Source organism: Mycobacterium sp. D16Q13 (genome assembly GCF_002013375.1).
Lineage (GTDB): Bacteria > Actinomycetota > Actinomycetes > Mycobacteriales > Mycobacteriaceae > Mycobacterium.
In genome coordinates, this window is the sequence record NZ_MAEW01000003.1 from 769196 (window position 1) to 790734 (window position 21539).

Below are 21539 nucleotides of genomic sequence, written 5' to 3' on the forward strand. Positions count from 1 at the left end.
CCGGTGGCGGATGCAGAGGCCCAATGGCGAATTCTGGTCATGCTGGGAGATGACCCCTCAGCAGTACCAAGGACTGCTGAGTGATGGAAGGTTCTGGTGACATGACCCACGAAGCGCACCAATCGGAGACGGCCGCATACCTTTCCGCACTGGGAAGATTGGTTGGAAAGTATCTCGGCGGAACAATAACGGCACGAATTTACGCCCGAGATTTCATGTCTCTGAGATCCCGATTCATTACCGATCCAGGTGTCGACGACCCGACGGTACGAGAAATGTTCGTAGACCTCGAAGACTACGTCCCCGCCTATCAGCCTCCTGATCCCTCCGAACCGCATCAGATCTCAGAACCGGAAATGCGCCGCCGTCTGGTCGAAGACCGAGTTCCTGCACTGGAAGAGCGCTACGGCAAGCTCATCGACATCCAGTCACCTGACCCCGAATACCTCGCCAAGCAGGCCGATCTGGCACGTCGAATTGACGATCTGCTGTCCGCATATGCGCAAGGCGGATCTTCTGGAGAGGATTTCATCGCAGGTGTCTACGCAGCCCAAGACCTTGGGGACCAGTGGCAGGTCTTCCACGATCTCTTCGATACGGCATACGCGGACGCAGCAGAGTTGGAGATGGGCTCCCCAGATGTTGGCAGCGACGCGTATGGACGCGATGCGCGATTGCTGGCCGCAGAACGGGCACAGACCTTGGAACGCGCTTTTGATTTAACGGCCGACTGAACACGGCTAGTTCTCGCCACGCGTTGCATATTCACGGGCATACAGCGTGCCACCGCCGAGAAGCAGCAGACCCGTGACGATGAACGCGCCGATCCGGGCGATGCCGTCGAGCGTGGCCAGGTCGAACAGGAAGAGTTTCGCAACGGCCATCGCCGCGAGCACGAATCCTGTTCTGGTTACCCAGCTCTGGTTCCGGTAACGCCGTAGACCGGCAAGCAGCAGCGCCACGGAGACCGCCATCCAGGACACCGTTGCCAGGCCATGGCCCAGCAGGAATCCGTCGTTATCGCCGAGCAGCGCGGTACCGGAGAGAACAATCGCCGCAGTCCCCGAGTAGAGCATCGACACACCGCCCAGCACACCACGCACGGGAGCGGACTGCGGGCTCGCCCAGCCAACCCGGTGCATGGCCGCCATCACCATGCCGACAGTGGCGGCGCTCAGTACGCTCGCCACGATCAGCAGCGGACCGGCCGCGTGCACGGCGCTTGCCGAGTTGGTCAGTAGCTTCGGGGGCACATAGGCGATGTATGCCATACCCCCCAGTGCGCCGAACACCTGCCCGAGCACCAGCGAAATACGTTCCTTCAGTTGATATCCAATGGAAGAGAAGGACAGCGCAAGTGCCAGCAGCACCACTACGAGGAGGGCGTCCCGGCTGCCCTCGACCGACGCGTGCAGCAGCGCCAGCCCAGCCACCGCGGCCATGGTGATGCGCGCGTGCGGCGGAAGACCACCCACCAGCAGCAGCACCAACCCCATCACTGCGGCGATCCCGACGGGTACCAGTACACCCAACGGCCAGACGGAGAAGAACAGGGCGCTGTAGAGACCCGGCATGCACGCCGTGGCAATCATCACCGACGAGGTGAGGTCGCCGTCGCCGTCGTCGCCGGTCAGCAGCCATAGTGACCCCACCAGGGTGATCAGCAGCGTCAGCACCGCCATGATGAGCAAGGCGTACGGCTGTCCCCCGCCCGCCGTGGCACGAATCGCCGCCAGCACTGTGAGGCTGACGCCCACGGTCCGGAATGCTTGCAGCACAGGCCAATTCCGGCCGACCTGCGCGGGCAGGCTCGCGATCAACAGCACCAGGGCGAAGGCCGCCAGTTCGACGGTAAACCCGCCGGTGAGGAACGGGGCCAGCAGCGTGATCGCGCCGACCACACCCGCCGCGAAAGGCTGGGAATTCCACCGCCGCGCCAGCACCAGGCCGGCGCCGGCGATGGCCAGCCCGAGGACCAATCCCGCCACCACCGGAATCTTGTCGTAGATCACTGTGAGCGCCAGCACGTCGAAGAAGGCGGCCGCGAATCCTGTTGCCGCAGTGGCAATACCACCGACTCGTCCGCCGGGCCTGGATTGCACCCGGACACCCAGGCCAACCAGACCTGCGGCGAGGACGGCACCGGACGCCATGCGAGGGATCGGACCGAAGTACCCGCTCTTGGCGGCCAGCACCAGGAGCATGACCACGCCGGCGAGAGTCACCACCGCGCCCGCGAAGGCCATCGCCTTGCTGGCGAATCCGTCACGCGTCCAGAACGGCTCGTGTGGCAGGGGCGGGGTCGGTGCCGGGACCTGAACGCGCGGTACAGGAGCTGCCACGGGAACGTGCGCCGCCGGTGCCGGGGCAGCCGGCGAGGCGCCCTGAGCACGCCGGTAGTCATCCCAATACTGTTGCGCTTTAAGGTATTCAGTCTGTGTCCATTCGACCATCCGGCCCCGCAGTGCATCGATCTCGCCGCGCAGCGCGCGCTCTCGCCCGTCGAGTTCGTCCAGCGTCGCGGTCATCTGCTGCAACTGTGGATCTGTCATGCCCCTCAGCGTGGCGCCTTCCAGATCCGAGGTGAACACGTAAACCTACCGCCGCACATAGGGGTTTCTCACGGCATTAGGTAGGCCTACTCACACCACCGCCCGCATCGTCTGGAGCCTCCGCCGCGACATGTCCCAGATACGCGGCATACAGGGTTCGGGAGGCAAAGGATTCCTGCTCGCCCCACGGCAGTTGCGGCCTCGTGACGAGTAGCGAGGCGACCCCATGCGTGGTGGCCCACAGTTGCAACGCCGGTTCGAGGGTGTTGCCCGGCGGGAACAGCTCCTCGTCGACAAGTTCTTGAACGACGCCCCGCAGATGCAGGAAGGCTGAGCTGTGGAGTATCTCGTCAGATTCGCCACCACGCCGTGGCGGTCTCGCGGTCGCGAATCGGTACATCAACGGGTTCTGTGCGGCGAAGCGCACATAGGCCAGACCGAGTGTATGCAGGCGTTCGAGCGCCGTGGAGATGTTGGACGTTGCGCGCTGCAGTGCCTCACCGAGCTGCTCGAAGTACCTTGAGCACAACGCGTCCGCCAACTCATCGGTGCTCGAAAAGTGCCGATAGAAGGACGGTGCCGTGATGCCCAGCGCGCGTGTCAATTCACGAGCCGACGGAGGGCGTGCCTCGCCGGACCTACCGATGAGATCCATCGCGGTATCGATGATCTGCTGCCGCAGTTGCCAACCCTGCCCCCGGGGCAGACGCTTTCTCGGTGCGGTTGCGTTTTCGTCATCCATGTATCACTCCAACCGCATGTACGGATCAGCGCGGGGGCTCGATGGGTAGCGTCGGCCCGCCTTGGGGTGTCGGGATGGTGAATCTTCCCTTGGGAGTGGGGTCCGTCGTCTTCCCGAGGTCGGCACCCGCGGGCGGGCCTGCGGTGTCGTCGCCCGCGGGGCGGGGAGCGTTCTTGGCGCCGCGGATCAGAACGGCCGGATCGTCGTCGGTGCAGTACGTATAGATAGGCGGTTCCGGGAAATCGGCCGACGAAGGCGGCACTCGGGGAGTCCCGTAGTCACAGGCGTACCGCGGGTACAGGTCGGCCGTGGCCCACACGCCGCCGTCGCGCATGGTGTCGGCGATCCCACCGAACACCGAACCCCGGTAATTGGGGAAGAACGCGTTGATGGCCGGGGTGCGCACGTACAACATCTGCGCTGTCGACGCCAGGTTGGCCAGGAGGGCGACCATGGTGTCGGAATTGTCGGCGAAGAGTCCGTCCACGGCGCCCAGAGTTTTGGGGGTTTGGCCGACCAGGGTGCGGTAGCCGTTTTGCATCTTGTCCACGCCGCGCAGGGTGCGGCCCAGAGCATCGGCGGTGGCTTTGATGCCGGCGTTCTTGTCGGCCGCCAGCGTCAGCACCACCCGGCTGGTCTTGAGGAGGCTGGTGGTCTCCGGCAGCACCGAGTCCAGGGTACTGAGCAAGAAGGTGCCGCCGTCGATGATCTCGGTGAGCTTGCGCGGCCCTTCCTTGCTCAGGCTCAGTTCCTTCTTGATGAGCTCAAGCTTTTTGGGATCCACCTGCGCCAGCAGACCGTCGGCGTCCGCCAGGAGCGTGGCCAGCGTCACGGGCACCGTAGCGCCCTCGGAGATCACGCTCCCGTCCTGCAGGAACGGGCCCTGCTGACCGGGCCCACCCTCGAAGTTGAGGTACTGCTCGCCGGCCGGCGACAAACCCGTCACGCGGACGTTCGCCGCGGTCGGGATCCTGTACTTGGATTGGATCTCCGCAGTCGCATTCACACCCTGTTGGGTGATCTCGAGCGACCGCACCGTCCCGATCTTTACGCCGCGCAGCGCCACATCCTGATTCGGCAACAACCCACCCGACTCCGGTAGCTGCACCATCACCCGATACGTGGATGCGAACGGGTTGACCCGCAACGCGCCTACGAACAGATAGACCACCGCCACGACCATGGTCAGCGCCAGGGCTACCCCCGATAACACCGCTTTCTGGCGATGGCCCGCACGCACAGCGCCGACCAGAGCATTTGCGAGTGCGTTGATCATCGCCCGGCCCCCGGAGCAGGCGGAACGGTCTCGATGACACCCGGTTCGGTAGGGCTGGGGCGCACCGGAACGTCTTGCCCGTACGCACCCTTGCCGACGACGCGTTCCTGCAGGCGCCACAGTGTGTACTTGACGGACCCCACCAGCTGCGCCCAGCTGTACCGCTTGGGACCGTGTGTCCCTATGTCGGCGTGAGAACCCGCATCCGGCATCGTGCCAAGAACCAACTGATCAAGTCCCGCGGTGAGCGAAAGCGAGTTTCCGGCAGTCGCTTTGATTGCGGTGGGCATGATCCTGTTGAAGGCGGCGAGGCTGGTATCGGGATCCAGCGCCACGTCGTTCCATGCCTTCGCGACAGTATTGGCGTCCTTGATGACGCTGCGGCCACTGGTGTCTGTACCGGCAATCGACGGGAACTTCTGCAGCTGTTTGGTGGTGTCACCCGCCATGACGAGGAGCTCGGACAGCTGCGCGGTGTTGGCAGCCAGCGTCTCGGTCGCCGGCCCCGCCGCCGTCACGATATCGGTAATAACCTGGTTCTTGGCGTCGATCCGGTCGGCCAGTTGCGAGGTCTGGGTGAGAGCCTCAGAAATCTCTGCCGAGCGTAAATTCAGCTTTCCCAGTAGCTGGTTGGAGTCGTTGATGAGATCGCCGAATGCCTGGCCGTGATCGCCGGTTGCCTTTCCGAAACCATTGACGATGTTGGTCAGGTTGCGCACCGCCCCCCCGTTGGAGGCCAGCGCGGCCGAGCTGAGCACCGATTCCACCGTGGCGGCTGCGGTCGTCGAATCCAGACCGATGGTGTCACCGTCTTTCAGGAGCGGACCATCCGAAATAGCCCCTGCGGGTGGACGGATCGAAACAAAAACATCACCGAGTGGTGTGGCGGAACGCAATTCGGCGGTGCTGCCCTTGGGCAGCCGGACACCATCCAGGATGCGCAGCGTGGTGATCGCCGTGTAGTTATTCACGTGCATCTCGTCGACCTGCCCCACGTCGGCGCCGGCAAGTTTTACCTTCGCACTGTCCGGCAGGTTGAGGACGTTGGCGAACAGAGCCGTGAGACGGTATCCACCACTACCGATACCCGGCGCGGGCAGCGGCAGGTCACCCAAACCATTGGTGGAACACCCGCTCACCACAGCGACGGCCGCGACCGCCGAGGCCGCCAGTACCTTGCGCGCCGCCATCACTTCTGCCCCATCGCCGCGAGTCCGTCCAGAATGTAGGTCAAACCGAAATCGGGGCCGTAGTCCTGCAGAGTTCCTGTGCCGCAGCCTAATTGACGCAGGCCCATCATGTTGCAGATTTCCTTGTCCATCTGGCTTTCGAATAGCAGCCGGTCGGTCATGAATCGGATACGTAACCGCTTGTTGTCCTGGTCCACGACGTTGTACATGTTGTCCCATGCCAACGGTTGGACGTCGATCCATTCGGAGATCTCACGCTGGTTGTCCACCACCGCCTTGAGCGCGGTATTGGAGTTGAGGATGGTTTCTTTGAGGCTGTCGCGGTTGGCCTCGACAATGTCTCCAGCTTGCTTGACCAGATCGTTGAACTTGTGCCCAGTGGATCCGGTTCCCAGCGCCTCATCATCGAGGATTTGGCTCAGTTGGCGCACAGTAGAAGCGAATTCACGCAACTTGCCGTCGTTGGCTGCCGCAGCGTCGAACAGCGAGCTGACGTTCTTGATGATGGTGGTCACCTGCTCGCGCGTGGCCACCCCACCTTCGGAACTCAAGCGCAGCGCCTTGGATAACTCCCCGAGCCCGGCCTTGATCTTCTCACCGTTGCCATCAGCGATCCCGGCAGCCGAGTTGACGATGTCGGCCACCGGTCCCTGGCCTTTGCCATCTCCCTTGAGGGACAACGAAAGCCGGTCCAGCATTCCCAGCACCCTGTCGAACTCCACCGGGGTTTTGGTGTGGTCCAATCCGATAGTGTCGCCATCCTTGAGAGCCGGCCCGCCGCGATAGGGCGGAGACAGCTCAACTTGACGGTCGGTCAGGATCGAGGTGGACAGCGTGACCGCCTGGACATCGGCAGGCACGGTCACCTCTTTGTCGACCGTGAACTGCACCTCGACGTAACCCGATTGCGGCGTGATCTTCGTAATCTTTCCCACCGGCATGCCGAGCACAGCAACAACATTGGACTCATACAGCCCCGAGGCATTGTCGAACTGCGCGGTCAGCGTGATGTGGTCCAGTTGCGACTTCACGAAATACGTGCCCGCGCCGATGACGGCCGCGGCCAACACAACTACTGTGCCTCCCACCGCGATCAGCCGTTTCCGCCCGGAACCCATTGTCGTCATTTGCAGTCCTTGAAATACGGGATCATTCCGAATTGCTTCGCGCGCCCGCTGATCGCACACATCCACGAATCCACCAGCAGGCCATTCGATAGGTTGATGTCGATGGCGTTGCCGGTGCCCGTCGAGTTGGCGATACCGCGGATCAAGACCGGCGCTATCGGGTAGAGGCTGCGCAGCAGATCGTCGTGCTTACCCAGCATGTCGGAAAGCCCATGCGCCGTCTTGAGCATGTCGTCGAGCTGCGGGCGGTCCTTGATCAGGATCTTGCTGAGCTGCTCGACAAGGTTGGTAAACGACTGCAGCATCGCGTGGAAGGTGGCGCGGCGGGCCACGAGTTCACCAAGCAAGTCTTGCCCCTGGTTGATCAGCGCGCCGACACCGGACTGCTGGCGGCGCAGGGTGTTGGTCACCTTTTCGGTGCTCCTGAGCAGAGTCCCCAACTGATCGCGCCGCTCGGCGATCACCGAGGACAGCGACTGGATGTTCTCCATGGCCTCTGGCACCACATTCGGCAGGCCCTGCAGCTGCTTGCCGAGGATGCCAAGTGACTGGGCAACCTTGTCGAAATCGACTTGGTCAAAGGTGTTCGTCGCCCCAGCCAGCGCGGCCTGCAGATCGTAGGGGACTTCCGTATGAGCTAGGTCAATTGTCTTGCCGGGCAAGGCTCCTGTGCCCTTGGGCTGCAGATCCAGGTATCGGGAACCCAGGATGGTGGTGACCCGGATCGAGGCTTTGGTGTCCTTGCCCAATGTGATGTCGTCTCGGACACTGAGCCCGGCCTCGACATGGTCTCCGACCAGCTTCATACCGGTGATGTTCCCGACGGGTATACCCGCCACCGTGATCGGCTGACCCGCACGCAACGAGGCAGCCTGGGCGAATTCCGCCGTGTAGGTGGTATAGCCCAAGCCCATGGCCTTGACCAGCAGCAAGCCACCTACCAGCGCACCGATTGCCGTGATAGCGATGAACCCTAGCCAGGTCTTGTTGTAAGTCTCGACCGGCCGACTCTTGATCCTCTGCCATCTGGATTGCTCAGCCATTGGCCATGCTCCGGCATCGTGGGGTGTGCTGGGCGACGTTTCCAGGCGTGGCGGCGTTGACGATGATCGGTATCACGTCGTTGAGACCGGGGAAGAAGCCGGTGAGGTTCAGATCGCACATGTAGACGTTGATAAACGCTCCCTCGGAATAGAAGCGAGACAACCCTTTCAGAGTGATCGGCAGGTTGGCCCCCAAGAACGCGTACTGCGGCTCAATACTCACCACGTGCTTACCGAAACCCGGCTGACGGGTGATGAGCTCGTCGAGCGAGGGATAGACCTCATCGGTGATCTTTGACAGGCGCCTCATCGACTGCGCCATCGAGCCCACCGAGGACACCAACTCCGGCCGCTTGCGATCCAGATCCGACACCGTCTGCCGTGTCTGGGTGAGCATCTTGTCGAGGCTGTCGTTCTGCTGCGCGAGGTTGCCGGTGACGGTGTTCAGGCTAGTGATGGCATTACCCAACGCCTGGTCACGGCCTGCAAATGTCTTTGTCAGAGTTGATGTTTGACTGACCAGTGTGACAATCGAGGCGTTATCGCCCTGCAGTGACTGAATGACACCCTTGGTCAGATTATCGGCCTGCTCGGGCGACAGCGTGCTGAACAGCGGCTCGTAGCCGTTGAGCAGCGTGGTCACATCAAAGGATGGGTCCGTCCGCTCCACCGGGATGGTCGACCCGCCCGGCAGCACATTGGTGTCGCCCGATTTGCCCAGCGCCAGACCGAGATAACGCTGTCCCACGATGTTCTGGTAGGTCACCGAGGCAACCGTGTTCCCGTACAACTTCTGGTCGTTCTGGACCACGAAGTCGACCTTGGCCTGGTCGTTGTTGACCAGCTCGATCTTCTGCACACGGCCCACCCGAACCCCTGCCATGCGCACGTCATCACCGTCGCGCAGTCCGTACACATCGGTGAATACCGCCGAATACGCTGTGGTGCTGCCTGATACGTCGCGTCGCAGCGTGGCGTACACCAACCAGCTGAGTGTCAGCGCCACGGTCATGAAGACCACAAGCCCGATCAGCGGACCACGAAATTTCATTGGGGTCCTTCCTTCACGAACGACACCGCGGTCCCGCGGGCCAGGGGGCCGAGCAGCAGTTGTGTGGCGGGAGTTTGCAGACCTCCGGTGATCACGCCGAGCTGATCCCGTTCATACTGGCTACCAACAGGACCGACATTCCCACCGAACGACGCGGGCACGATGGGCACGCCTCCACTGTCGTGTGCACCGGGAGCTACCGGCGCGGGCGGAATCGGTGGCGCCTGGGGTGGCGGAGGCGGCTCCAGGTCATCGGGATCCAGGGTGCCCGGAACGCGCGGCTCCGGAAGGGGATGCCAGGACGGCAGCGGCGGGTTCGGGTCCGTCAGGTTCGGACCGCCCGGCGGCACCACGTACGGCGGACCCACCGCCACCAGATTTCCGTTGGGGCCCAACACTGTTCCGCGCGGCGGCTGCAGATCCGGCGGCACCTTGTAATTCTGCGGAAGAAGCGTCTCGGGCAGATCCGGGCGCACCACCTGTTCTGGAGCGGTGAAACAGCTCGGCCCCTTCAGCTCGCCGTACCGCGGGCAGTCCACCCGCGTGTAGGTATAGCTCGGAGCCAGCGTCACCGAGATCGGCATATGTGGAATGTCTCGTTCCGCGACCCACATCTGCTCAAACCAGTTGCGGGACAGCTTGTTCATATTCCGGAAGATCGGGACAAACTTGTCGGCATTCGTGGCGAAGACGCCGATCGGAGGGGTAAGGCCGGTGGTGATGCCGATCAGCTGGTCGGTGTGGTTATCGAAGGCTTGCTTGGTGGTTCCCACCGTGGTCAGCCCCGCGTGGACCAGACTCGTAAGCTGCTCACGATTTTCGGCGAGAGTCTGCATCGGCCGCACTGCCTGATGTAGCGAGTCCAACAAATCGGGCGCCGTCTGCTTGAGACCCTCGGTGGCATTGAGAAGCGCCGAGATCGTCGAGGGGCCTGGGTCCGTGGCCACGACCTCGTTCAATTGAGCAATGAGCCGGTTGAGTTGAGCGCCCCCGGCCAGCAGTTTGACGCGGCGGCTGTCGGTAGCCGCGGCCACCGCCGCGAGGATTCCCACGGAATTGTCCTCGCGACCACGACCAGTGGCATTGAGGACATCACGCAACTTGCTCACGGTGGTCTGAAACAACACCGTGGGCAACTCTTGGTCTTCGGCGATATGGGCGCCGGCGCGGATGGGCGCACCGGGCCCGCGGTCAACAAGCTGCACCGAAGACACCGCGAACACATTGCCCGGCACCACACGGGCTGTCGCGGTCGCCGGGATTGCCTTGGCGTACTGCGGTTTAAGGTTGATATGTACGAAGTTCGGCTTGTTACCGGTGGCCGGGGTGACATCATCGACCTCGCCGACCAGTACGCCGTGGTACTTAACGTCCGACTTCTGCGGTAACCCGTCTCCGACATTTGTCAGGTCGGCGACCACGCGCATGTAGTCGTCAAGGCGGCCTGCGGACTTGAGCAGCATGGCCGCGGTGAGTATCACGATTGCGGCGAGCGTCACACCGGCCATGGTGAGCAGCTGCCTATCGGATGGCCCCCGGCCGTCTACTTCGAAGGAGTTCGGCATCTAGCCACCCAACCTCGCGCCGGCGTCGACACTCCACAGCGCCATGGTGAGCAGCATGTTGACGACGATCACGATCGTGATGGCCGCACGCATCGCGTGCCCGGCAGCGATCCCTACACCCTCAGGACCGCCGCTTGCATAGAAGCCGTAGTAACACTGGATGGTTGAGGCCAACCAGACGAAGACGACCGTCTTGATGACGGAGTACACGACGTCGATACCGCTGACGCCGATACCGAAGTAGTGCAGGTACGAGCCCACCGAGCTCCCGCTGAGAATCTGCACCATCACCTGGCAGGACAGGTAGCTGACCGCCAGACACGCGACATACAGCGGGATCACCGCGATGATCGATGCCATGAGGCGCGTGGTCACCAGGAACGGAATCGGCCTAATGGCAACCGAATCCATCGCGTCGATCTCCTCCGCGATCCGCATCGAGCCGAGCTGTGCGGTGAACCGGCAACCCGCTTGCATCGCGAACGCCAACGACGCCATGATCGGTGCCAACTCTCGCGTGCTGGCCAGCGAGCTAATGATGCCGGTGGCCGGCCCCAGTCCCAGCAAGTCCAGGAAGTTGTACGACTCGATGGCCACCAGTGCGCCGGCAGTGATCCCGAGAACCAGCGCCACTCCGGCCGTGCCACCGCCCACTACCAATGAGCCATTGCCCCAGGCAATATCGGACAGGTGCCGCAAGAATTCCTTGCGATACTGCCGTAGCACCACCGGAACTCCGGCCACAGCCCTGAAGAAGAACGCGACCGTATGACCGAATCGGGCCATAGGCAGGCGAATCTTATTGTAAATAAGGACAAACGGACGGAGCCGTGGCGATAAGTAGCTGGATACCGTCATGTCATAACCCCGTCCGCGGAAAGAGCATGATGTACAGCTGGCTGATGGCGACATTCACGATCATCAACAGCAAGATCGATTCCACGACCGCCGCGTTGACGGAGTTGGCAACACCGATCGGGCCGCCCTTGGTGGACAGACCCTTCTGGCAGGCCACCACCGCCACGATGGCGCCGTAGATGATCGCCTTGAGTACGGCCAGGATCATGTCGCCAGGTGTGGCGAAGGAAGCGAACGTCGACACGAAGCTGCCCGGTGCACCGTTCTGCCAATAGACATTGAACAGGTAGGCGCCCAGAAACCCGACGAAGCAGACGATTCCCGTGAGCGCGACGGCGATCATGATGGCGGCCGCGAACCGGGGCACCACCAGACGCCGGATCACCGAGACACCCATGACCTCCATGGCGTCGGTCTCCTCACGCATGGTGCGCGAGCCCAAGTCGGCGGTAATGGCCGAACCCACGGCCGAGGCCATCAGCACCGCGGCCACCAAGGAGGCGGCCTGCCGGATGATCGCGATGCCGCTAGCGGCACCCGCCAAGGAAGTCGCACCCACTTGACCTGCAAGCAGCGCGAACTGGATCGACAGCGTGACACCAATCGGCAGGGTCACCAGGATGACCGGAGTTACGGCCGTCGCGGCTTGGAAGGCACCCTGCCGAACAAACTCCTGCCACTGGAACTGCCCGCTGAACAGGTCGATGAAGAACCACTGAATGGTGCGCACGCCCACCATGAACTGCTCACCGACAGTGCTCAAGGATTCCAGCGGGTGACGCCTGACGTACCCGGTAGCCCAATCCTCGATTGCCGCGACGCCGTCTCCAGTGGCCACTCCGGCTTCCGGTGCACTCACGGCCGACACTGGCGCGGCGCCACCCCTCGTCCAGTGGGACCAGACGCACGAATCGTCGCACCACGCATTCCAGACTCCTCGTTGACCCGGTATTCGCTGGGCGCCAAGGGCTGCGGCGCCAATGTGCGTTGACGCTAGATGATGAAGCGTTAATTTAACAGTTGGTCATATCCTAAATCACACCGATCGGTATACTGTGCTGTGGGTCACAATTCGGGCGTCCCGGTTAGCCGAGCGTGTTCCGAAAGCCTGCGCATAGCCGTTCGAATTACATTGTCGAAAAGCATTTTTCGCATGGCATGACAATCTGAGCGCCCGCTCACAGACTCGGTCGATGAGCAGATCACCCGTGGCTGGTCGCTAGAGGTGCGCAGCGCGGGCCATCGCGTTGTGAGTCACAAACGCGGTTCCGGGAGCTGCGCCGACCGTCATCGTCGATCTATCAATATTTGCTGGAAGGGTGCGTCACCGGCGCTTCCGATGAGGGGACAGAAAGCCGGAGCCCCCTATTCGTCCAATCCGTGTTCGATGGCGTACCGCGTCAGCTCCACTCGGTTGCCCAGCTGGAGCTTGCGCAGCGTGGACTGCACATGATTCTCGACAGTGCGATGGCTCAGCGACAGCCGTGTGGCGATCTGCTTGGCGCTCAATCCCTTTGCCACCAGCCGCAGTACCTCGGTTTCCCGTTCGGAGAGCCGCGGCGTGTCGTCGGTCTCCGTCGTCGGCGCACTCGACATACGCCGAAACTCCCCGAGCACCAGACCTGCCAGACCGGGCGTGAACACAGCCTGGCCCTTGGCTGTTGCCTTCACCGCGTCGATGAGCTCGGTGGCGGACGCACTCTTGACCAGGTAACCCGTGGCGCCGGCTTTCACCGCTTCCAGTACATCCTCGCGTTCGGCGGAGGCCGACAACACCAAGATATGGCTACCCGGGGACACCGCCAGCACCGCAGCGGTGGCCTGTGCACCGTCGCCGTCGGTCAGCTGCATATCCATCAGCACTACATCGGGTTTCACCGTCGCGGCGATCCGGCCGGACGAGGCGACCCCGTCGGCAGTGGCGACCACCCGCAGTCCCGCCGCCTGTAGGTCACGGGAAACCCCATCGCGCCACATGGGATGGTCATCGACCACCATCACCGAAATCTGTTCGTCGTCAGTGCTTTCCGGATAATCGGTCATACCCCCACCTCCTGAGACTTGGGCACCGTGATCTCCCATTCAGTGCCCGCGCCCGGCGCCGTCTCCAGCAGGACGGCCCCGCCGAGATCAGCCACCCGGCCCAGAATCGACCGGGACACCCCCATCCGCCCCTCACGCTCTGCCTGATCCAGCCTGCCGTCCGCGATGCCACTGCCGTCATCGCGGACGGTCACGACCACCGAGTCCTCCAGATCTTCGATGAGCACGTACGCGTGCGCCTCCTGCCCGGCGTGCAGTGCCACGTTGGACAGTGCGCTGCGTACCACAGCAGCCAGCTCGCTGGCCATGTGCTGGCCGATGAGCACCGGCGAGCCCGGCGCGGACACCGAGACCGTGGTACTGGCCTGAGTGCGCAGGAGCGGGCGCAGATCAACCAATTCGTCATCGGCGAGCATCGTCGGGGTCGCACCCGAAATCAGCTCCCGGAGCGCCACTTCCTGTTCACCGGCGATGGCGGCCAGCTCTGCGGTCGGACCACCGATCTCGGTGCCCCGCCGCTTCACATACGACAACACCTGAAGCACCCCGTCGTGCACTTGACGCGCGAGCCGTTCACGTTCGATCGCCGCCGCGGCCGCACGTTCCGCCCGCCGCAGTTCATGGAAGGTGCGCTTCGCGGTGGTTGATGCGGCCCCAATCGCGAGCCCCACCACCACCAACGCCGGCATCGTGGCGTCGAGCCATAGCGCGCTGACGGGTAACCCGCGCGCCGCGATGCTGATCGCGGCGAGGACGAAACCGGATATGACACCGGCGAGCTGTCCGCGCAACAGACCCATGGAGACCACGGCGTTGGCCACCCACAGCGTGGTCGGCAGGGTCTGATGCCCGCTGTACCACTGCACATCAACGACCAGTCGCCCGGCGAGCATCAGCGCGATCACGATCACCTGATCGCAGAGCACTATCTGCCAGCGGCGGAACCAGTTGCGCGACAGAGCGACCGCTGCAAACCCGGTCCATATCGCCATGCCGGCATACAGCGCCCAGCTCAGCGTTTGTCGCTCGTAGTGGGTGTAGGACGCCAGCTGTGAGGCCAACAGCGCATACCCAAAACTCGCCAAGCGGAACACCTGCGCGGCACGCCACAACGATGCCGTCGGATCGTTACCGCTCACCCAGCGCGGGACGGTTCCGTTTCCGGATGCCATGTGAATTCATCAGTCCTTGGGTGGGGCCGGGCCCAATTCCGGTACTCCGTTGCCCGGACCGGCACCGACCGCCGGGGGGCCATTGGCCGGCACCATCTCCGGGTCGAAGATCTCGGCTTCCTCTTCTCCCTCAACCAGATACGGATCGTCGGAATCCTCGGGCTCGATGAGGGCACGGATGGCGGTATTGAGCACCGCGACCGTCGGCACCGCCAACAGTGCGCCGATGATTCCACCCAGCACGCCGCCGGCGGCGATGGACAGCACCACGGCCAACGCGTGGATCTGCACCGCATGGCCCATGATGAGCGGTTGCAGCACATGGCCTTCCACCTGCATCACCACAATGACGATGACCAGGATCATGGCGGCGGTGAAGGCGCCCTTGGTAATCAGGGCGATGAAAACCGCCACAAATCCGGAGATCGCCGCACCGATGATCGGGATAAACGCTCCTAGGAACACCAGCGAGGCCAGGGGAAGCGCCAGCGGCACACTGAAAGCCGCGAGGCCCACCCCGATGCCGATGGCGTCGACCAGTGCCACCGCCACGGTGGCACGCACGTAGCCGATCAGCGAACCGAAGCCCAGCGCACCGGCGCGGCGCACACGTGGCCGCACCGCCGTCGGGAAGATCCGGGTAACGAACTCCCAGATCTCCTTTCCGCCGTAGAGGAAGAAGATGATGGTGAACAACGTCAGCACGGCGCCGGTGATGATCTCGGTGACCGTGGTGGCCGTGGCCAGCGCCCCGCTGGTGACCCGGCCCTGGTTGTCCTTGATGGTATTGACCAGCGCGTCCCCCGCCTTGCTGATCTGCTCCTCGCTGATGTGGAACCGGCTGTGAATCGCCCAGTTTTTGAGCGACTCAATGCTGTTGGTCAGCTGCGCCGACAGGTCTGGCAGGCCCTTGATGAACTGGTCCACCACGAAGGTCAGGATCCCGCCGACCGCGGCGGTACCGGTCAGCAGAACCACGACGACCGCCAGCGAGCGCGGAACCTTATGCCGCTGCAGGTAATTGACTGTTGGAACCAACAGGGCAGAGCCCATCAAGGCGAGCAACAGCGGGATGGTGATCGTCTTGAGGTGCCAGAACAACCACAGAAAGGTAAGCCCGAAGGCAAGCAGCACCAGCAGGCGCCAAGCCCACGCCGCCCCCTTGCGCACATACGGATGAACCGATTCGGCAGCGTCAGCATGCGTCATGCGGCGAGCCTAACCCAGCAACTATCCCTTCGGCGCGGGCTCGGCCAGCACCTCGGTCAGCCACTTCACGACAAGCTCTGGCTGCTCGTCGACGATGAAGTGACCGCAGTTGGGCACCTCCGTGATGTTCAAGTCGTCGGCGTGGTCGGTGAAGCCATCGAGCAGCGACGGATGCACCGCCACATCGTCGAGCCCGAACAGCACCCGCACCGGCATGGCGAGTTTCTGCTCGTCATAGGGGCCACGCGCGAGTTTGGCGAATTCCTTGCCGACCATGGATCGGTAGATCTTGGATCCCGCCACCCGGCGATCGCGATCACGGAAACAGCCACGGAAGAAGTCCACCGAGTCCTTGGGCATTCCACTGCGGCGGATGAACCACCACAGGGTCGGCGACAGGTGTGAGAGGGGCCCGACTACCGGGGCTCCCACCACCAGCTGATAGGCCAGCTTGTGGGCGTGCCGGGCAACGCGGCCCGGCTCCTGCCATACCGGCGGGATGTTGAGGATGGCCAGCCGCCGGATCCGCGAGGGCGCCTTCAGGGCCACCAGCTGCGCGGTCCAGCCGCCCCAGTCGTGTCCGACCAGGTCGAAGGACTCGAGCCCCAGCGCGTCGGCCGCGGCCAGTACATCGGAGGCAAACTGCTCCTTCTCATAGCCCGTCGCAGTGACCTCGCTCCAGCCCGCCCCGCGCAGATCCATGGCGTGCACCCGGTATCCGGCAGCAGCCAGGGCGGGAATGACCTTGTGCCACATCCACCAGTTCTCGGGCCAGCCGTGCAAGAGCACCACGGGGCGTCCATCCTGCGGTCCGGCAACGGCGACGTGAATCTTCACGTCCCCTGCCTGTACGTACTGGTGGTCCACTCCTTCGAGGACCGGCATGCTGCGCTGGGTCATGGACCGAACCCTACCGCGCAGTAGGTTCCGTGGCACGACCGCAGCCGCCACATACGCATCCGTAATACCTGCATGAACTGGCATGCTTCGTCATAGCGGACAAAGAAGCGTACAAGTGAAGTAGACCGATCGGAATACCTAGGTGATGGAACGGCTGCGCGAATGGTTTCGGGCCATGCATGTGCTGGGCCCCCGGTGGACCGTGTTCGTGGCCTCGATGGTCGGCATCAACTCCGCGACTCTGCTGCTGTTGTTCTACTTCCTGCGCCACTGGATGCCCTTCAAACAGCCACCCCACGACTGGGTCTTCGAGAACGGCCCGCCCTTGTTCTGGGCGCTGTTCGGCCTCATGGTGGTGACGAGCGTCGGCTGGGCCCTGCACATGGAGCATCGCCTCGCCCGCTGGTATTGCCGGGGCGGGCCACCGACGGCCCTGGAGCTGCGCACCGCATTGACCGCGCCCCTGCAGCAATCGCTGGTCCATCTCGGCGGGTGGGCCATCGGTGCGGCCGTCTTCATCGCCATCGGCGCCGCCCACGACTCCAAATGGACCCTGGCCACCATCATCGGCTGTCTGCAATCCGCGACGGGCAGCTTTGGCCTGACTTATCTGCTCGGCGAACGCATCCTGCGACCAATCGCAGCAAAGGCTTTGAGCGCCAGCGAGTTTCACGGCCGCTTCGCACCCTCGGTGTTCGTGCGAGTCCGGCTCAGCTGGTGGATCGGCACCCTGGCGCCGGCGATCGGGATCATCGCTCTATGCGGCATGGCCCTCTGGAAGCCCGATGATTTGACCTCGACTCGCGGCCTTGCGCTCACCGTCCTTCTCATTGTCTCGACCACCCTGGTCGCCAGCTATGGCCTCGCGCTGCTGACCGCCGGACAGCTGGCCGACCCGGTACGCCAGCTGCGCTCCGCCATCACCGATGTCGCGCAGGGCAACTTCGATGCGCGTGTCGATGTCTACGACGGCAGCGAGCTGGGTGTTCTACAGGCCGGGTTCAACCGGATGATGCAGGTGGGCGAGGAACGCCGGCAGCTGCGCGAGCTGTTCGGTAAACACGTGGGCGCCGACGTGGCCAGTCAGGCGCTGCAACTGGGCACCAACCTAGGCGGCGAAAATCGTTATGTCGCAGTGTTCTTCGTCGACATGATCGGGTCAACCTCGATGGCCGCCGATCGCGCCCCCGAGGAAGTGCTGACGATTCTCAACGACTTCTTCCGCATCGTGGTGGAGGTCGTTGACAGCCGCGGAGGCTTCGTCAACAAATTCGTCGGAGACGAGGCGCTGTCCGTCTTCGGCGCTCCGCTGCATCGCCCGGATGCCACCACGGCATGCCTGGCCGCCGCACGCGAGTTACGTGACCGGCTCACGGAGGATTTCCCGCATCCGTTCGAATTCGCGATCGGGGTATCGGCCGGGCTTGCCGTCGCCGGGAACGTCGGTGCACCCGAACGCTACGAGTATTCGGTGATCGGCGACCCGGTGAACGAGGCGTCGCGACTTACCGAACTGGCAAAACACCGTCCCAGTCGGCTGCTCGCGTCCACCAACGCGCTGTATTTCGCCGATCCCGATGAACAAAAACACTGGGATCACGGCGACTCTGTGCTGCTCCGGGGCCGCACCAGGGCGACACACCTGGCGTGGCCTGCGGGAACCTGAAAGAAGTGGCTTGTCCGCGCCGTTACTGTGGTGCCCGTGCCCGATGACCCTGACCGTACCTCCGGCGGCGATATGCCGCCCGAGTGCAGCGGCCCGGGCTCCTGCCCCGATGACCCCGAGGCGGACACAGCGCCACAACCCGTCATCAAGCAGCGGGGAAAGTACTGGTGGTTGCGGTGGGCGATTCTCGTCGTGCTCGCGATCGTGCTCGCGGTGGAGATCGGATTCGTCTCCGACCAGCTGGCATCCGCCTGGCAGAGCCTGAAGGCCGCTAACCCCTGGTGGGTGCTGGCGGCAGTGCTGGCCGCCATGGCCTCCCTGCACAGCTTCGCCCAGATCCAGCGGACACTGCTGCGTTCAGCGGGCGTGAAGATACGCCAGTGGCGCTCCGAGGCCGCCTACTACGCCGGGAACGCGCTGAGCACCACTCTGCCCGGCGGCCCCGTGCTTTCGGCCACCTTCATCTATCGCCAGCAGCGGCTATGGGGTGCCACCCCGGTAGTCGCGTCCTGGCAGTTGGTGATGTCCGGCGTACTGCAGGCGGTGGGGTTGGCGATTTTGGGCCTCGGCGGAGCATTCCTCTTGGGCGCCAAGACCAACCCGTTCTCGCTGATCTTCAGCATCGGCGGATTGTTGGCCATCCTGGTCCTGGCGCAGGCGGTGGCATCCCGGCCGGAGATGCTCGACGGCATCGGCGTACGGGTCCTGCGCTGGGTCAATGACCTCCGCGGCAAGCCGCCGATGATGGGAGTCGCGCGCTGGCGCGAGATCCTCAAACAGATGGAGGCGGTGACGCTGACTCGCCGCGCCCTCGGCGAGGCCTTCGGCTGGTCCCTGTTCAACTGGATCGCCGATGTGGCCTGCCTGGCCTTCGCGGCCTACGCCGTGGGCAGTCGGCCCTCACTGGTCGGCGTCATGGTCGCTTACGCCGCGGCCCGTGCCGCCGGCTCGCTTCCGCTCATGCCGGGTGGACTGCTCGTGGTCGAGGCCCTTCTGGTTCCCGGCCTGGTGTCCTCGGGGATGACGCTGCCCGACGCGATCTCCGCGATGCTCATCTACCGCGTCGTGAGCTGGATCTTCATCTCGGCGATCGGCTGGGTCATCTTCTTCTTCCTCTTCCGCAACGAGAGCCAGATCGACCCCGACGCCACCCCGAACCCCGCCAAGGAGCCCGAACCCGGGGCCAACGCCCGGTCTGACGGTCCGCCAAAAAATTCTTCCGATCCCCCGAAATAAAGCGGACCATAGTCCGGTTGGCATGAATGTCTCACCCCAACTTTGAGGAGCATTCATGACCACCACCGCCCCCGTTCTCGCCGCCGGAACCTGGACCATCGACCCGGTTCACTCGGATATCACCTTCTCCGTACGCCATCTGGGTGTCTCGAAGGTTCGCGGCTCGTTTACCGACTTCAACGGTGAAATCACCGTCGCCGAAGACGGCACACCCTCGGTATCGGCCACCATCGACGTGACCTCGGTCAGCACCCGCAACGACCAGCGCGACGGTCACCTGCGGTCGGCCGACTTCTTCGACACCGAGAACCACCCCACCGCCACCTACCGGTCCACCTCCGTCCGTGCCAATCCAGAGGCGGGCGGAAACGACTACATCGTCGACGGCGAGCTGACGCTGCACGGTGTCACCGAGCCGGTCTCGCTGAACCTCTCGCTAGAGGGTGTCGGTCCCGGTGCGCAGGGCGGCAGCGTCGCGGGCTTCGAGGCCAAGACCGAGGTCAACCGCAACGACTTCGGCGTCACCGGCGGAGCCGGACTGGTCGGCGACAAGGTCACGCTGACCTTCAACATCGAGGCCGGTCACCCGGAGGCACCCTCCAACTGATGCCCGCGCGGCACCGGCTACGGTCGGGGAATGCCGAGCGTGCAACAGAATTCGTCACCCCAGACGCCGGTGACATCCGTACTGCTTTCACTCGTACTGGATGTCATCGGCGTCGTGGTCTTCTGCACCATCGGCCGCCGCAGCCATGCCGAGGGCATCACGCTGGTCGGCGTGTGGGAGACGGCATGGCCGTTTCTGTCCGGGGCCGGTGTCGGCTGGCTGCTGAGCCGGGGATGGTCGCGCCCGACATCGGTGACCCGGACCGGGGTCGTGGTGTGGGTCTGCACCGTCGCGTTCGGGATGATCCTGCGCAGGTTGAGTAATCAAGGTGTGGCGTTCAGCTTCGTCATCGTCGCGTCGGTGGTGACCGCCTTGTTCCTGCTGGGGTGGCGGGTCATCGCGAAGCGGCTGATCAATACGACCGATAGCTAGTCAAGAAACAGCGGGCTGCCGTCAGGATCTCGTCAACGCGCTTGGGTAAACGCCCAGGGCCCGCGCAAGCTGGCTGCATGGAAGGTCTCGCCGCCGTGCTGGTACCCCTCGCCGGTTATGCCGCAGTACTGCTTTCTGTGCGGTACCTCAACCGTCATGACGATATCGCCCCGGCGGCAGGCTCAGAAGCCCTGACCCGCTAGCCCCTCAAACGCCGAGTGCGAGCCTCGCGCGGAAATCTCCTGGAAGATCCGCGCCAGACTCGCACTCGAGTTGTGTATATGTCCTTAGACGCGCGGACCGGGCGCGGGGCCCGTACCCACCGGGCCAGCCGGAGCCGGAGCGGTGACCGCGGGCGCCGGTCCGGGCGCGGGCCCGGGTCCCTGCGGGAAGGTGGCAGCCGGTACCTGGTTCTGGATGGCGGACTGCACGGCCGGGTTCTGCACGAGAGCCTGCGCAGCCGGGTTCTGTGCCACCTGCTGGGCGGCCGGGTTCTGCGAGAGCGCGGTCAGCAGCGCGGGGTTTACCCCCATCGCGGCGGGGTTCAGTCCGCCACCGTTGACCACCTGGGCCAGGTCCAGCGGCAGACCGCACTTGGTGCGCAGGTCATTCAACGGTGCGGCGATGCCACCGAGTGAACCGGCCACGTCGGGCCGCGACACCAGGTAACTCTGCGTCTTGGCGGCAATCTGGTCCTGCGGGGCCGCCTTGATCTCGGTGAAGGCCGCATCGACGTCCGGATGCTGCTCCAGGTAACCCGCCGCGTTCTGCACCACGTTGCCGACGGTCTTGGTCATCTTGCTGGCCTGGCATCCGTCCGGTGTGGGTGTGGCCGGAGTCACCGTCGCCGCAGCGGGTGCGGCGGCGTTT

General features: G+C 63.9%; 21 protein-coding genes. 6 read left to right on the forward strand and 15 right to left on the reverse strand.

All coding sequences use genetic code 11. The features are described 5' to 3' along the window. The first annotated feature begins 101 nt into the window (after positions 1 to 101). On the forward strand, positions 102 to 734 hold the full coding sequence (locus B4400_RS06400; protein WP_078307099.1) for a hypothetical protein: 633 nt from the start codon (positions 102 to 104) through the stop codon (positions 732 to 734). A gap of 6 nt (positions 735 to 740) precedes the next feature. Here B4400_RS06400 and B4400_RS06405 read toward each other — a convergent pair whose 3' ends face one another. The 14 genes from B4400_RS06405 to B4400_RS06470 form a co-directional block, all read right to left on the reverse strand. Further along, entirely contained in the window at positions 741 to 2552 is a 1812-nt protein-coding gene (locus tag B4400_RS06405) for a DUF2339 domain-containing protein (RefSeq protein ID WP_502688379.1), read from the reverse strand. A 76-nt stretch (positions 2553 to 2628) separates the two neighbouring features. Further along, positions 2629 to 3294 carry a TetR/AcrR family transcriptional regulator gene (locus B4400_RS06410; protein WP_078307095.1) on the reverse strand — a complete coding sequence of 222 codons (666 nt, stop codon included), beginning with the start codon at positions 3292 to 3294 and terminating at the stop codon, positions 2629 to 2631. 25 nt (positions 3295 to 3319) lie between these two features. Next, entirely contained in the window at positions 3320 to 4570 is a 1251-nt protein-coding gene (locus B4400_RS06415) for an MlaD family protein (protein WP_078307093.1), read from the reverse strand. Further along, on the reverse strand, positions 4567 to 5760 hold the full coding sequence (locus B4400_RS06420; RefSeq protein WP_078307090.1) for an MlaD family protein: 1194 nt from the start codon (positions 5758 to 5760) through the stop codon (positions 4567 to 4569). Before B4400_RS06420 ends, B4400_RS06415 begins: the two co-directional genes overlap by 4 nt. Continuing rightward, complete coding sequence (locus tag B4400_RS06425) at positions 5760 to 6887, reverse strand: MlaD family protein (RefSeq protein ID WP_078307087.1); 1128 nt, start codon at positions 6885 to 6887, stop codon at positions 5760 to 5762. Before B4400_RS06425 ends, B4400_RS06420 begins: the two co-directional genes overlap by 1 nt. Beyond that, complete coding sequence (locus tag B4400_RS06430) at positions 6884 to 7930, reverse strand: MlaD family protein (protein WP_078307083.1); 1047 nt, start codon at positions 7928 to 7930, stop codon at positions 6884 to 6886. Before B4400_RS06430 ends, B4400_RS06425 begins: the two co-directional genes overlap by 4 nt. Next, positions 7923 to 8981: an MlaD family protein gene (locus B4400_RS06435; RefSeq protein WP_078307080.1), complete on the reverse strand. Its 1059-nt coding sequence runs from the start codon at positions 8979 to 8981 to the stop codon at positions 7923 to 7925. The genes B4400_RS06430 and B4400_RS06435 overlap by 8 nt, the downstream gene beginning before the upstream one ends. Then, positions 8978 to 10546 (reverse strand): MlaD family protein, encoded by a 1569-nt coding sequence (locus B4400_RS06440; RefSeq protein WP_078307078.1) that lies wholly within the window; start codon positions 10544 to 10546, stop codon positions 8978 to 8980. The genes B4400_RS06435 and B4400_RS06440 overlap by 4 nt, the downstream gene beginning before the upstream one ends. Continuing rightward, positions 10547 to 11404 (reverse strand): MlaE family ABC transporter permease, encoded by an 858-nt coding sequence (locus B4400_RS06445; protein WP_078307076.1) that lies wholly within the window; start codon positions 11402 to 11404, stop codon positions 10547 to 10549. It abuts the gene before it with no gap. A 1-nt stretch (position 11405) separates the two neighbouring features. Continuing rightward, a complete protein-coding gene (locus B4400_RS06450) occupies positions 11406 to 12263 on the reverse strand; it encodes an MlaE family ABC transporter permease (RefSeq protein WP_139360162.1) in 858 nt (285 codons plus the stop codon). A 506-nt stretch (positions 12264 to 12769) separates the two neighbouring features. Continuing rightward, positions 12770 to 13402 carry a response regulator gene (locus B4400_RS06455; RefSeq protein ID WP_078307399.1) on the reverse strand — a complete coding sequence of 211 codons (633 nt, stop codon included), beginning with the start codon at positions 13400 to 13402 and terminating at the stop codon, positions 12770 to 12772. Between the two features lie 41 nt (positions 13403 to 13443). Further along, entirely contained in the window at positions 13444 to 14619 is a 1176-nt protein-coding gene (macS, locus tag B4400_RS06460; RefSeq protein WP_078307074.1) for a MacS family sensor histidine kinase, read from the reverse strand. A 9-nt stretch (positions 14620 to 14628) separates the two neighbouring features. Next, positions 14629 to 15828 carry an AI-2E family transporter gene (locus B4400_RS06465; RefSeq protein ID WP_078307072.1) on the reverse strand — a complete coding sequence of 400 codons (1200 nt, stop codon included), beginning with the start codon at positions 15826 to 15828 and terminating at the stop codon, positions 14629 to 14631. A 21-nt stretch (positions 15829 to 15849) separates the two neighbouring features. Further along, positions 15850 to 16728, reverse strand: coding sequence for an alpha/beta fold hydrolase (locus B4400_RS06470; RefSeq protein ID WP_078307070.1), 879 nt, complete (start codon positions 16726 to 16728; stop codon positions 15850 to 15852). 142 nt (positions 16729 to 16870) lie between these two features. On the opposite strand from B4400_RS06470, the gene B4400_RS06475 reads away from it, so the two are divergent. The 5 genes from B4400_RS06475 (at position 16871) to B4400_RS24835 (ending at position 20872) form a co-directional block, all read left to right on the forward strand. Next, complete coding sequence (locus B4400_RS06475) at positions 16871 to 18394, forward strand: adenylate/guanylate cyclase domain-containing protein (RefSeq protein ID WP_078307068.1); 1524 nt, start codon at positions 16871 to 16873, stop codon at positions 18392 to 18394. 72 nt (positions 18395 to 18466) lie between these two features. After that, on the forward strand, positions 18467 to 19630 hold the full coding sequence (locus B4400_RS06480; protein ID WP_139360170.1) for a lysylphosphatidylglycerol synthase transmembrane domain-containing protein: 1164 nt from the start codon (positions 18467 to 18469) through the stop codon (positions 19628 to 19630). 55 nt (positions 19631 to 19685) lie between these two features. Then, positions 19686 to 20237 (forward strand): YceI family protein, encoded by a 552-nt coding sequence (locus B4400_RS06485; protein WP_078307064.1) that lies wholly within the window; start codon positions 19686 to 19688, stop codon positions 20235 to 20237. A 30-nt stretch (positions 20238 to 20267) separates the two neighbouring features. Further along, positions 20268 to 20669 carry a DUF3054 domain-containing protein gene (locus B4400_RS06490; protein WP_078307062.1) on the forward strand — a complete coding sequence of 134 codons (402 nt, stop codon included), beginning with the start codon at positions 20268 to 20270 and terminating at the stop codon, positions 20667 to 20669. A gap of 77 nt (positions 20670 to 20746) precedes the next feature. Further along, entirely contained in the window at positions 20747 to 20872 is a 126-nt protein-coding gene (locus B4400_RS24835) for a hypothetical protein (protein ID WP_286142055.1), read from the forward strand. Between the two features lie 84 nt (positions 20873 to 20956). On the opposite strand, the gene B4400_RS06495 is transcribed toward B4400_RS24835, so the two are convergent. Next, positions 20957 to 21539: hemophore-related protein (locus B4400_RS06495; RefSeq protein ID WP_286151530.1), on the reverse strand; the 583-nt coding region annotated here is incomplete at its 5' end.

What these genes read in the sequence shown, in the direction of transcription:
- B4400_RS06400 (WP_078307099.1), top strand. Translation starts at nt 102, where the DNA reads ATGACCCACGAAGCGCACCAATCGGAGACGGCCGCATACCTTTCCGCA.
- B4400_RS06405 (WP_502688379.1), bottom strand. Translation starts at nt 2,552, where the DNA reads ATGACAGATCCACAGTTGCAGCAGATGACCGCGACGCTGGACGAACTC.
- B4400_RS06410 (WP_078307095.1), bottom strand. Translation starts at nt 3,294, where the DNA reads ATGGATGACGAAAACGCAACCGCACCGAGAAAGCGTCTGCCCCGGGGG.
- B4400_RS06415 (WP_078307093.1), bottom strand. Translation starts at nt 4,570, where the DNA reads ATGATCAACGCACTCGCAAATGCTCTGGTCGGCGCTGTGCGTGCGGGC.
- B4400_RS06420 (WP_078307090.1), bottom strand. Translation starts at nt 5,760, where the DNA reads ATGGCGGCGCGCAAGGTACTGGCGGCCTCGGCGGTCGCGGCCGTCGCT.
- B4400_RS06425 (WP_078307087.1), bottom strand. Translation starts at nt 6,887, where the DNA reads ATGACGACAATGGGTTCCGGGCGGAAACGGCTGATCGCGGTGGGAGGC.
- B4400_RS06430 (WP_078307083.1), bottom strand. Translation starts at nt 7,930, where the DNA reads ATGGCTGAGCAATCCAGATGGCAGAGGATCAAGAGTCGGCCGGTCGAG.
- B4400_RS06435 (WP_078307080.1), bottom strand. Translation starts at nt 8,981, where the DNA reads ATGAAATTTCGTGGTCCGCTGATCGGGCTTGTGGTCTTCATGACCGTG.
- B4400_RS06440 (WP_078307078.1), bottom strand. Translation starts at nt 10,546, where the DNA reads ATGCCGAACTCCTTCGAAGTAGACGGCCGGGGGCCATCCGATAGGCAG.
- B4400_RS06445 (WP_078307076.1), bottom strand. Translation starts at nt 11,404, where the DNA reads ATGACGGTATCCAGCTACTTATCGCCACGGCTCCGTCCGTTTGTCCTT.
- B4400_RS06455 (WP_078307399.1), bottom strand. Translation starts at nt 13,402, where the DNA reads ATGGTGGTCGATGACCATCCCATGTGGCGCGATGGGGTTTCCCGTGAC.
- macS (WP_078307074.1), bottom strand. Translation starts at nt 14,619, where the DNA reads ATGGCATCCGGAAACGGAACCGTCCCGCGCTGGGTGAGCGGTAACGAT.
- B4400_RS06465 (WP_078307072.1), bottom strand. Translation starts at nt 15,828, where the DNA reads ATGACGCATGCTGACGCTGCCGAATCGGTTCATCCGTATGTGCGCAAG.
- B4400_RS06470 (WP_078307070.1), bottom strand. Translation starts at nt 16,728, where the DNA reads ATGACCCAGCGCAGCATGCCGGTCCTCGAAGGAGTGGACCACCAGTAC.
- B4400_RS06480 (WP_139360170.1), top strand. Translation starts at nt 18,467, where the DNA reads ATGCCGCCCGAGTGCAGCGGCCCGGGCTCCTGCCCCGATGACCCCGAG.
- B4400_RS06485 (WP_078307064.1), top strand. Translation starts at nt 19,686, where the DNA reads ATGACCACCACCGCCCCCGTTCTCGCCGCCGGAACCTGGACCATCGAC.
- B4400_RS06490 (WP_078307062.1), top strand. Translation starts at nt 20,268, where the DNA reads ATGCCGAGCGTGCAACAGAATTCGTCACCCCAGACGCCGGTGACATCC.
- B4400_RS24835 (WP_286142055.1), top strand. Translation starts at nt 20,747, where the DNA reads ATGGAAGGTCTCGCCGCCGTGCTGGTACCCCTCGCCGGTTATGCCGCA.